This is a genomic window from Tsuneonella mangrovi (genome assembly GCF_002269345.1).
Classification (GTDB): domain Bacteria; phylum Pseudomonadota; class Alphaproteobacteria; order Sphingomonadales; family Sphingomonadaceae; genus Tsuneonella; species Tsuneonella mangrovi.
In genome coordinates this window covers 809,482-820,226 of sequence record NZ_CP022889.1, presented here as the reverse complement: position 1 = coordinate 820,226, position 10,745 = coordinate 809,482, and the positions used below count along the sequence as shown (strand labels likewise).

Genomic DNA, 10,745 nt, shown 5'->3' with positions numbered 1-10,745 from the left:
ATACCTACCTATGCCCGCCTTAAGCGCTTTGTGCCAAACTCGCGAAAATTGTACTATCGATTGCGCGTTCCCCGGAGGGAAATGACATGAGCATAAATATCGGCCCAGCTGCAACTGAAGACCTTCGTCCGAGGATCACCGTAGTCGGTGTCGGCGGCGCAGGCGGCAATGCCATCGCCAACATGATCGCCGCGAGCATCGAAGGGGTCGATTTCCTTGTTGCCAACACCGATGCGCAAGCGCTCTCCAATTCGGGCGCGCCGACACGCATCCAGCTCGGCCCGGACATCACCGGCGGGTTGGGCGCCGGTGCCCGCCCCGAAGTCGGCAAGGCCGCCGCGGAAGAAACCGTCGCCGAGATCGAAGACGCGCTCGACGGTGTGAATATGTGCTTCATCGCTGCCGGCATGGGCGGCGGCACCGGCACCGGCGCCGCGCCGGTGATCGCCGAGGCGGCACGCCGCAAGGGCGTGCTGACGGTGGGCGTGGTGACCAAGCCGTTCCTGTTCGAAGGTACCCGCCGGATGCGGGCTGCCGAAGCGGGTATCGAAGAGCTGCAGAAGCACGTCGATACGCTTATCGTCATTCCCAACCAGAACCTGTTCCTGATCGCCAAGGCGGAAACGACCTTCAAGGAAGCGTTCCAGCTGGCCGACGAAGTGCTGCAGCAGGGCGTTCGCTCGATCACCGACCTGATGGTGATGCCGGGCCTGATCAACCTCGACTTCGCCGACGTGCGGTCGGTGATGGAGGAAATGGGCAAGGCGATGATGGGCACCGGCGAGGGCGAGGGCGAGAACCGCGCACTCGAAGCCGCTGAACGCGCCATCGCCAACCCGCTGCTCGACGGCGTCAGCATGGCCGGCGCCAAGGGCGTGATCATCTCGATCATCGGCGGCGAGGACATGAAGCTGCTCGAAGTCGACGAGGCTGCGAACCACATCCGCGAACTGGTCGACGAGGATGCCAACATCATCTGGGGTTCGGCGTTCAACCCCGAGCTCGAAGGCAAGATTCGCGTTTCGGTGGTTGCGACCGGGATCGACGGCAGCGCCGAATCCAGCGCTTCGGGCGAAAATCGCTCGTTCTCGCTGGGTGGCCCGCGCACGCCCAAGCGTCCCGCGCTCGAGTTGCCCGAAGAAAGCGAACTGGTCGAGGACGAGCCCGAAGCGATTGAACCGGAAGCGGCTGAAGCCTCGGAGCCGGAACCGCTCGACCTTGCCGGGTTAGCCGAAGTCGATCTCGGCGAAGATGAAGAAGGCGACGAGTACGACGATTACGACGAAGACGACGACGTCGATGGAATCGTCGACCCGCTTGCCGGTCTGCGCAACGACGAAGATGAGGGCGAAGGCGACGAAGCACCGCCGCAGCAGGACGAGCTGCTGCTCGATGCCGACCGCCTCGTGGCCGAGGACGAACCCCTCCAGCCCAATCCGGGCGGGCGCCGCCGGCCCCTGCTCTCCGGCGACGATGGAGAAGGCTCCGGTAGCGGTGGCGGCGGCGGTGGGTCCGGCGCAGGTAGCACGCTGTTCGAGCGGATGGCCAACCTCTCACGCGGCTCCGGCCCCTCGACGTCCGACGACGAGGAAGAGGATGAAGATGGGGACGACGATTCGGCTTCGCTCAGCATTCCGCGCTTCCTCGGGCGCCAGAACAACCAGTAACAGGAGTGCCGCCTGCCCGTTCGGCGCTTGTTAAGACGCCGACAGGCAGGGCCACCGTCATGCCCGTGCGCCGCACCAAAACCATCGCCCGCGCCTCCATTTCCATTGCCGCGCTGATGCCTCTGGCACTGGTCGCAACGACGGTGCGCGCGCAGGATCGCGCGGTCGTCCAGCCGACCCCGCCTCCCGCTGCTGCCGATCTCGGCGATGCCCTGCGGCGGCTGGCGCAGAACGGGACCGACTTCGATGCGCTGATCGATGCGGGCAACGCTTCGCTGGCGCTCGACGATACCGATGCTGCAATCGGCTTCTTCGGGCGGGCGGACGAACTCAAGCCGGGCAGCCCGGTGGTGAAGGTCGGGCTCGCCAAGGCAGCGGTGCGGACCGATCGCCCGGTCGAAGCGATCGAACTGTTCGACCAGGCGGTGGCCGCGGGAGCGGACCCGGCGGAAATCGCGTCCGAACGCGGACTCGCTTACGACCTGGTGGGCAACAACGCTGCGGCGCAGGCGCAGTACCGGCTCGACCTGTCGCACGGGGCCGACGAAGAGACGACCCGGCGGCTTGCGCTCAGCCAGGCAATTTCGGGCGACAAGCGCGGGTTCGAGGCGACACTGCTGCCGCTGTTGCAGAAGCGCGATTTCGGGGCATACCGTATCCGCGCATTCGGCCTGGCGATCATAGGCGACAAGCAGGAAGCGACTTCGATTGCCAATGCGGTGATGCCGGCGAACATGGCCTCGCAGATGATCCCCTACCTCGACTACATGCCGCAGCTCACGCGGGCACAGCAGGCGGCGGCGGCCAACCTCGGTCGGTTCCCCCGCGCCGCGCAGATCGGGCGTGACGATCCGCGGTACGCGCAATTCGCGGGAACACCTCCTGCACAGGCAGGTGGGACGAGCGTCGCTTCGGTCGATTCGAGGCTGACCCCCAGCGGAACGCCGCTGGGACCACGCACCACTGCCAGCTCGAAGGATGATGCCCAGGCTGCTGCTGCCGCGCGCCGCGAAAGCAAGCGGGCCGAGCGGGAAGCGCGCAAGGTGGCCGAAGCGGAAAAGGCTGCGCGCGCCAAAGGATTGAAAATTACCTATTCTCCGGTGGAATCGAGCCCGCCGCCATCGCCACCCCCTCCTGCCCCACCGCCGCCACCGCCACCGCCGCCTCCTCAAGCCCCGGAATCGGCTGCAACCGCGCAGGTTGCGCTGGACAGCAATGGCGAACTTCCGCCCAAGGCCGATGCCGCAGCCGGCTTCGACCTCGCCAAGGTTGGTTCGGGGCAAGCGACCAGTCGCCTCGATGCGGTGAGGCAAGCGCAGGCAAGCCCGCCACCGTCGCCGCCACCATCACCGCCTTCCCCGCCACCGCCGGTCGTTATCCGGCAGGTCGTGACCAGCGATGCGCCGACCGCGGCTGCTCCGACAGCGGCTGCTCCGACCTCTGCTACTACGCCTCCGCCGCCATCGGCCCCTGAAAGCGTGGCGGATGCGTTTGCCGACCTTGCGCCTTCGACCGCAGTACCCAAGGCAAGGCCGGGCGCGGTCGATATCACCGCAATCAAGGTCAAGCGCGAGGCGCCTCCTCCTCCACCCGCTCCGCCGCCACCGCCGCCGGTCCCCAGCCGGATCTGGGTGCAAGTTGGTATCGGGCAAAACATCAAGGCGCTCGGATTCACTTGGCAGCGCCTGGCGAAAAAGGAGCCGAAACTGCTCGGCAAGCGCGATCCCTACACCGCCAGGCTCAACCGCACGAACCGGCTGGTCACCGGACCATTCGATTCGGTGAGGGACGCCAACAAGTTCGTGAACGACCTGAAAGCGGCCGGGATCGACAGTTACCGGTTTACCAGCGCAAAGGGAGAGGCGGTCGATCCGCTCAAATAGGCTGGCCCGTCGTCCACCGTTTTTGCACAACCTTTGAACAAGGTTATCGAGTTCTCCCCAGCAACCGGACGCGTCAAGATTGCGGGTGGGCGGGGTGATCGTCCACCAGTGCCGCCATGAAGTCGCACAAGCCTGCAGCCCGATGAGAACCGCCGAGCAGCCCTTCGTCGAGGACGACGATGCCGCGCCGATCGAGATGCTCGCGGCGCTGTTCGATGCGCGCGACTGGCCGCATGAAATCGTCTCGGCGGACGAGATTTCTGCTGAAATTCAAGGGAGTTGGGCGACATACCAGGTGCGCGCCATCTGGCGCAGCACAGACAACGTGTTGCAGCTGTTGTGCCTGCCGGACATTCGCGTTGCCGACACCAAGCGCGCGCCGGCGCACGAGCTGCTGGCGATGGTGAACGAGCAACTTTGGCTCGGACACTTCGATGTTTGGTCGAAAGGCGGGATGCTGGTTTACCGGCATGGTTTGCTGCTTGGTGACGATGGCTTGCTGAGCCTCGGTCAGGCGCAGGGACTGGTCGAGACCGCAGTGGACGAGTGCGACCGGTTCTATCCGGCGTTCCAGTTCGTACTGTGGGGTGACAAATCGCCGCGCGATGCGCTCGACAGCGCGATGGTGGACGCTGCCGGAGAGGCCTAGCCCCGGCGGCCTTGCGGCCCTACATCGCTAGGATGAGCCATTTTCAACGCATCCTGATCGTTGGTTTCGGCACCATGGTCGGGGCGATGGTCGATGGCTGGCGCGCGGCTGGCGTACCGGCGGATACTTTCACGATTTATCATCCGACGCGCGCTGACGCTCCCGATGGCATGACCTTGGTAAACGCATGGCCCGAAGGCGAGCCGTTCGATGCGGTGCTGCTGGGCGTCAAGCCGCAGAAGCTGGGAGACGTCGCGCCCGGCCTGGAGCCCATAGTGGGGAGGCGGACGGTGTTCGTCTCGATCCTTGCCGGGGTCGAGCTTGACAGCCTCGCCCGCCGGTTCCCGCGTGCCGGCGGGATTGCCCGGTTGATGCCCAACCTTGCAGTGGCGCTGGGCAAGTCGCCCAATGCGCTGGTGGCGCAGGGCCTCAGCGAAGACCAGCGCGCGACGTTGACCGAAATGGCCGCAATGCTGGGAACCGCCGAGTGGCTGGAGGACGAAGCGCAGTTCGATCTCGTGACCGCGCTCGCCGGGTCGGGGCCGGGGTTCGTCTATCGCTTCATCGATGCTCTGGCTGCAGGAGCGACACGTCTCGGCCTCGATCATGCACAGGCCGAGCGGCTGGCGGTGCAGATGGTCGAAGGCGCGGCGGCGCTGGCTGCGCAATCGCCCGATCCCCCCGGCGAACTGGCACGAAGGGTCGCAAGCCCCGGCGGCATGACGCAAAAGGGCCTCGACGTCCTCGACGAAAACGACGCGCTGGCCCGGCTGCTTACCGAAACGCTGCGCGCGACCCGCGACCGCGGGCGCGAAATGGCCGAAGCCGCGCGAGACGAGGGTTAACGCCGAAAATCGGCCCGATTGCGTCCGGTTTTGCTTGAAAAAGCCCGCTCCAGCCTCGATATTTGCCCGGTAACTCGCCCACACGTGCGGCGGGCCAATGGAGATGGTTACTATGGCCAACTGGAATGAACCTCGCACGACGCAGACCGGCTTCGGCTCGGTGCCGCGCGCCGGTGGCGCGGTCGTTTTCGACGAGGGCCTGCGGCGGCATATGCTGTCGATTTACAACTACATGGCGTCGGGCGTGCTCCTCTCGGCAGTTATTGCTCTGGTTTTCGCCAATTCGCAGAGCCTGCTCAATTCACTTTATCAAGTGATCAGCACCCCTCAAGGACAAGCAATTCAGCCCACTTTGCTGGGTTGGATCGTGATGCTTGCGCCGCTCGGTATCGTTTTGGCTATTCGGTTTGGCGGGGCAGAACGTTTTAGCGTTGGCACGCTCAAAGCTATGTTTTGGGCGTATGCAGCGCTGTTCGGAGCGTCGATTTCCTATATTGTCATCCTCTACACCGGTCAGTCTCTCGGCGCGACGTTCTTCGCTGCGGCAGGTGCTTTCGCCGGCATGAGCTTGTTCGGCTACACCACAGGGAAGAATCTCTCGGCTTTGGGTAGCTTCCTGATGATGGGCGTGATTGGACTCATCATCGCTATGGTCTTGAACCTGTTCTTCTTTCATTCGACAGCGTTCGACTTGGCAATTAGTGCGCTCGGTGTACTGATCTTCGCGGGTCTTACAGCGTATTACACCCAAGCTCTGAAGGAGGGGTACGCTCATGTTCGTGGCACTCCGTGGGAGGGAAAGCAGGTCGTGTTGGGGGCACTGACTCTCTACATCGCTTTCATCAACATGTTCCTGTTCCTGCTGCGCTTCATGGGCAACAGCCGGAGCTGATCGGCTCTATTTGCCGCAAAGACGAATCGGTTCATCGTGCCCGGGGCGCAACTCGCGCCTCGGGCATTTTCTTTGGCCGATGGCAGCGATAGGGTCGGTGCTTCATCGGCCCGCAATGGGTGCCAGGATATGACCGTTGCGGGCAGAGGAGGGCCGCGCTGCATGTTCGAAATCACTGCCACGCGTATCCGCATAATCGCGGTGGCCGGGGGGCTGGCCGTGCTTGCCGCGTGCGCTACGCCTCCGCCGCCTCCGCCTCCGCCTCCGCCACCACCACCGCCGCCGCCGGTCAAAGTCATCCCCCCGCGACCGCTCCCCCCGCTCGGTGCGAGCGCCGATTTCGTGGTGCCCCGGGTCGATCTCAGCGGCGTGCGGATGACGCCCAACTACCACCTCACGCCGGGCCAGGTGACGTGGAACTTCCGTTCGGCGATGAATGTCGCGGCGCTTAATTGCCTCGATCCCAAGTGGTCGAGCATCCTGCCCGCCTACAAGGAGATGCTGCAAAGGAACGGAAAGTCGCTGGCGGCGACCAACCGTAACCTGATGAGCGCGTTTCGTGCGCGCTACAGCAGCAATTACCGCGACGTGATGGATAACTACCTGACGCAGGTGTATAATTTCTTCGCCTTGCCGCCGGTGAAGATCCAGTTCTGCGATACCGCGAACGAGATCTCCTCCGAAGCGCTCGCCAGTCAGCCGACCGATATCGACGCCTTCGCGCTAAGCAACCTGCCACGGATCGAAGGGGTCTACGAAAACTTCTTCGAAGCCTACGAAGCCTACAGCAAGGCGCTCGCCGAATGGAATCGGGAGTATGGAGTCCCCGATGCGCGCGTTTCGATGAACGCCACGTACGCCCCGCCGCCGCCATCGTCTCCCAATCCGTTGGCGCCGGTGTTCACGCCGCCGCCCGCCTCACCAGCGGGGCAGGCAACCGCAGTGGGCAGCGAGGGCAGCGCTGGCACGATCGAAAGCGTGCCCGTTGCTCCATCGGATGCAGTGGCGACGCCGCAGGCCGGTACAGCAGCCAACACCATCCTCGATCCTCCGGTCGCAGCGGCACAGGCACCTGCGAGTTCGTCCGCGCAGCCCACGTCGGTGCCGACCGCCGCCGCTGGCAGCGCGACTTATGGGCCGTCCGCTACGAGTGGTTCGGGCAACTGAATTTGCCCTTTGCAAGGCGGGCGCGCTTCGCTAATGCGCGCCCTTCCTGACCGGCTCGCCGGCAGGAGCGACTGGAACGGGGCCGTAGCTCAGCTGGGAGAGCGCGTCGTTCGCAATGACGAGGTCAGGGGTTCGATCCCCCTCGGCTCCACCAGATCCTGATTTTCAATCAGGATCTGGTTCGTTTCCTGTCTTGCGCACACGCATCCGCGCGTGCGATTTCCTCGCACCTTCGGTGCTGCGGGCGGCCGTTCGGCCTTGCGGTTCGCTTGTCGCGAACCGATCCAGCGCCTAACGAAGCCGGATTGCGTGGGTTCGAGCCCGAATGGGCTCGCAAGCGCGAACGCGCGTCGGCCGGTCAGGCCGGAAGCCCAAGGGGCCGGATGGCCCCGCCGGCGTTTGAGGCTAGACAAAGAACCATGCACTTTCTCGACCAAGCCAAGATCTACCTCAAGTCCGGCGCGGGTGGCCCGGGCGCGGTCTCGTTCCGCCGCGAGAAGTATATCGAGTACGGTGGACCCGACGGCGGCAACGGCGGGCGCGGGGGCGACGTGGTGTTCGAAGCCGTGGCCGGACTCAACACGCTGATCGATTTTCGTTATTCGCAGCACTTCAAGGCCCAGCGCGGCGGGCACGGGATGGGCAAGGATCGCACCGGAGCGAGCGCGCCGGAGCTGGTGATCGAAGTGCCGGTGGGCACGCAGGTCCTGTCCGAAGACAAGGAAGACGTGATCGCCGACTTCACCGAGGTCGGGCAGCGAATGGTGATCCTCGAAGGCGGTCTGGGCGGTCGCGGCAACGCCAGCTACAAGACCAGTACCAACCGTGCCCCGCGCCAGCATCAGCCGGGCGAACCATCGCAGGAAATGTGGGTCTGGTTGCGCCTCAAGCTGCTCGCCGATGTCGGGCTGGTGGGCCTGCCCAACGCAGGCAAGAGCACCTTCATCAATCAGGTCTCGAACGCCCAAGCGAAAGTCGGGCACTATGCCTTCACCACGCTCGTGCCCAAGCTCGGCGTGGTCCGCCATCGCGGGCGCGAATTCGTGTTGGCGGACATTCCCGGGCTGATCGCGGGTGCCGCCGAAGGTGCGGGGATCGGCGACCGCTTCCTCGGTCACATCGAGCGGTGCCGCGCGCTGATCCACCTGGTCGACATCTCTGGCGAGGACCCGGCTGCGGCGATGCGTACAGTTGAAGACGAACTGGCGGCATACGGCGAAGGGCTGGAGGAAAAACCGCGCCTGATCGTGCTCAACAAGGTCGACCTGGCCGATGCCGAGCTAGTCGAAGGGTTCGCCGCCGAACTGCGTGCAGCGGGTGCGGACAAGGTGTTCGCCATCTCCGGCGCGACAGGGCAGGGTGTCGAGGAACTGCTCGATGCCGTGCTGGCCTATCTCCCCGACCGGACCGCGACCGAGACCAAGGGCGTCGAAGTCGACGACGCGGAAGACGAAGCCGGCGAATGGTCGCCGATCTAGGCTTAGCCTCGCGATTGCGTGACGAGCCTTGCGGGATTCGCTAAGCGCCGCGTCAATGCCTGTAACGAACCTCACTGACTTGCTCGATCCGGCGCGTTGCGCCCGCCTTGTGATCAAGGTCGGCTCGGCGCTGCTTGTCGGCAAGGACGGCGGTGTGCGGCGCAATTGGCTGGCCGGCCTGGTGGAAGAAATCGCTGCCGCGCGCGCTACGGGGCAGGAAGTGGTGGTGGTGTCGTCCGGCGCGATTGCGCTCGGCGCGGCGCGGCTGAGTCTCGCCAGGGGCGGGCGGGCGAGCCTCGCCGATGCGCAGGCGGCAGCGGCGGTAGGGCAGATCGCGCTTTCGGGCCTGTGGGCCGAACTGCTCGCCGAACGCGGACTGGCTGCCGCTCAGATGCTGGTGACGCTCGACGACCTCGAGGATCGCCGCCGCTACCTCAATGCGTCGGCGACGCTGGTCCATTTGCTCGAACGCGGCGTGGTGCCGGTGGTGAACGAGAACGATTCGGTTGCGACCGCCGAGATTCGCTTCGGTGATAACGACCGGCTGGCCGCCCGCGTGGCGCAAGCCGCGCGGGCCGATGGAGTGGTTCTGCTGAGCGACGTTGACGGACTCTACGACCGCGATCCGCGCGAGCACGGGGCCACGCTCGTGCCGCTGGTCGAGAAGATCGATGCTCGGATCAAGGCGATGGCCGGTGAAAGCTCCACTTCGGGCATGGGTTCGGGCGGGATGACCTCGAAGATCCAGGCGGCGGAGATCGCCACCCGGGCGGGGATCGCGTTGGCGATCGTCAACGGCACATCCGACAAGCCGCTCGCCAGTGCGCTGCAAAGCGGCCGGTCGAGCGTATTCGTCCCGCGGCGCAACGATGCCGGGCGCAAGGCGTGGATCGGCGGGCGAATCGCCGTCAAGGGTGCACTTAGAGTCGACGACGGTTGTCGTGCAGCTCTGGGCAAGGGGGCGAGCGTGCTGGCCGCCGGGATCACGATGGTGGATGGTCAGTTCCGGCGCGGCGATCTGGTGACGATCGCAGCTGCCGATGGCTCCGCGCTGGCGCAGGGGCTGGCTGAGTACGACGCTGACGAGTGCCGCACAATCGCCGGGCACAAGGCGACCGAACAGGCCGAGCTTCTCGGCTATGCTCCGCGCGCAGCGGTGGTCCACCGCGATCACATGGTCCTTCTGTGAGCGACCGCCCGCTCGTCGCGTTGACCGGCGGGACCGGTTTCGTCGGCCAGATGGTGTGCGAAGCGCTGACGAACGAAGGCATCGCGGTGCGTGCTCTTGCCCGGACCATCCCGCAAGCGCCCAGCGATATCGAGTGGGTCGGCGGCAGCTTGTCGGACGAAACCGCGCTCGCCCGCCTCGTCGAAGGGGCGGATAGCGTGCTCCACGTTGCCGGCCTGACCAATGCGCCCGACCCGGCCGCGTTCGAAGCGGCCAATATCACCGGCACGCAGATGTTGCTCGAAGCGGCTGCAGCGACAGGTGTGCCGCGCTTCGTGTTCGTCTCGTCACTCTCAGCCCGAGAGCCGGGGCTGTCGGCCTACGGAGCCTCGAAGGAACGCGCCGAGCGGCTGGTCGAAGCGAGCGATCTCGACTGGACGATCGTGCGCCCTCCCGGCGTCTATGGCCCGCGTGACAAGGACTATCTCGACCTGTTCAAGGCGGCGAAGCTTGGCGTGGTGCCGATGCCGCCGGGCGGATCTTCGTCGATCATCCATGCGCGCGACCTTGCCGACTTGCTCGTCGCCATGCTTCCCGGCGGCGATATGGTGAGTGGACGGATGTTCGAACCCGACGATGGGCAGCCGGGCGGATGGAGCCATGCCGACATGGCCCGGATGATCGGCGAGGCAGTCGATAGCCGGCCGCTGGTGCTCCACTTGCCCAAGCCGCTCTTGCATTTCGCCGCGCGGATCGACGGACTGGTTCGGGGCGATGCAGCGAAGCTCACGCCCGACCGGGTCGGGTATATGAGCCATCCGGACTGGGTCGCACGGACCGATTGGCAGGTCCCTCCCGAAGTATGGGCTCCGCGCATCGCTACCCCCGAGGGACTAAAGGAAACCGCCAACTGGTACCGCGCGCAGGGTTGGCTCTAGCGGGAAGCCTCGCGTGCGTGCATTGTGCGACCGGGATCGCGAGTCGCATCGGCAGGAA

General features: G+C 65.4%; 9 protein-coding genes and 1 tRNA gene. All 10 read left to right on the top strand.

Features of this window, described 5'->3' with window-relative positions; all coding sequences use genetic code 11:
* Positions 1-86: 86 nt before the first annotated feature.
* The 10 genes from ftsZ (at position 87) to CJO11_RS04010 (ending at position 10,687) form a co-directional block, all read left to right on the top strand.
* A complete protein-coding gene (ftsZ, locus tag CJO11_RS04060) occupies positions 87-1,667 on the top strand; it encodes a cell division protein FtsZ (protein WP_095011565.1) in 1,581 nt (526 codons plus the stop codon).
* Positions 1,668-1,732: 65 nt separating this feature from the next.
* A complete protein-coding gene (locus CJO11_RS04055; RefSeq protein WP_169829130.1) occupies positions 1,733-3,550 on the top strand; it encodes a tetratricopeptide repeat protein in 1,818 nt (605 codons plus the stop codon).
* Between the two features lie 142 nt (positions 3,551-3,692).
* Positions 3,693-4,199, top strand: coding sequence for a type III secretion system chaperone family protein (locus tag CJO11_RS04050; RefSeq protein WP_095013203.1), 507 nt, complete (start codon positions 3,693-3,695; stop codon positions 4,197-4,199).
* Between the two features lie 32 nt (positions 4,200-4,231).
* Positions 4,232-5,044 carry a pyrroline-5-carboxylate reductase family protein gene (locus tag CJO11_RS04045; RefSeq protein WP_095011563.1) on the top strand — a complete coding sequence of 271 codons (813 nt, stop codon included), beginning with the start codon at positions 4,232-4,234 and terminating at the stop codon, positions 5,042-5,044.
* 112 nt (positions 5,045-5,156) lie between these two features.
* Positions 5,157-5,936 (top strand): Bax inhibitor-1/YccA family protein, encoded by a 780-nt coding sequence (locus tag CJO11_RS04040; protein ID WP_095013202.1) that lies wholly within the window; start codon positions 5,157-5,159, stop codon positions 5,934-5,936.
* A 162-nt stretch (positions 5,937-6,098) separates the two neighbouring features.
* Entirely contained in the window at positions 6,099-7,103 is a 1,005-nt protein-coding gene (locus CJO11_RS04030) for a hypothetical protein (protein ID WP_150124972.1), read from the top strand.
* A 78-nt stretch (positions 7,104-7,181) separates the two neighbouring features.
* Positions 7,182-7,257, top strand: a tRNA-Ala gene (locus tag CJO11_RS04025).
* Positions 7,258-7,522: 265 nt separating this feature from the next.
* A complete protein-coding gene (obgE, locus tag CJO11_RS04020) occupies positions 7,523-8,581 on the top strand; it encodes a GTPase ObgE (RefSeq protein WP_095011561.1) in 1,059 nt (352 codons plus the stop codon).
* A 55-nt stretch (positions 8,582-8,636) separates the two neighbouring features.
* Positions 8,637-9,770, top strand: coding sequence for a glutamate 5-kinase (gene proB / locus CJO11_RS04015; protein WP_095011560.1), 1,134 nt, complete (start codon positions 8,637-8,639; stop codon positions 9,768-9,770).
* Positions 9,767-10,687, top strand: a complete 921-nt coding sequence (locus CJO11_RS04010) for an NAD-dependent epimerase/dehydratase family protein (protein WP_276270839.1) — start codon at positions 9,767-9,769, stop codon at positions 10,685-10,687. Before proB ends, CJO11_RS04010 begins: the two co-directional genes overlap by 4 nt.
* The last annotated feature ends 58 nt before the right edge of the window (positions 10,688-10,745 follow it).

What these genes read in the sequence shown, in the direction of transcription:
- CJO11_RS04045 (WP_095011563.1), top strand. Translation starts at nt 4,232, where the DNA reads ATGAGCCATTTTCAACGCATCCTGATCGTTGGTTTCGGCACCATGGTC.
- CJO11_RS04040 (WP_095013202.1), top strand. Translation starts at nt 5,157, where the DNA reads ATGGCCAACTGGAATGAACCTCGCACGACGCAGACCGGCTTCGGCTCG.
- CJO11_RS04030 (WP_150124972.1), top strand. Translation starts at nt 6,099, where the DNA reads ATGTTCGAAATCACTGCCACGCGTATCCGCATAATCGCGGTGGCCGGG.
- ftsZ (WP_095011565.1), top strand. Translation starts at nt 87, where the DNA reads ATGAGCATAAATATCGGCCCAGCTGCAACTGAAGACCTTCGTCCGAGG.
- proB (WP_095011560.1), top strand. Translation starts at nt 8,637, where the DNA reads ATGCCTGTAACGAACCTCACTGACTTGCTCGATCCGGCGCGTTGCGCC.
- CJO11_RS04050 (WP_095013203.1), top strand. Translation starts at nt 3,693, where the DNA reads ATGAGAACCGCCGAGCAGCCCTTCGTCGAGGACGACGATGCCGCGCCG.
- obgE (WP_095011561.1), top strand. Translation starts at nt 7,523, where the DNA reads ATGCACTTTCTCGACCAAGCCAAGATCTACCTCAAGTCCGGCGCGGGT.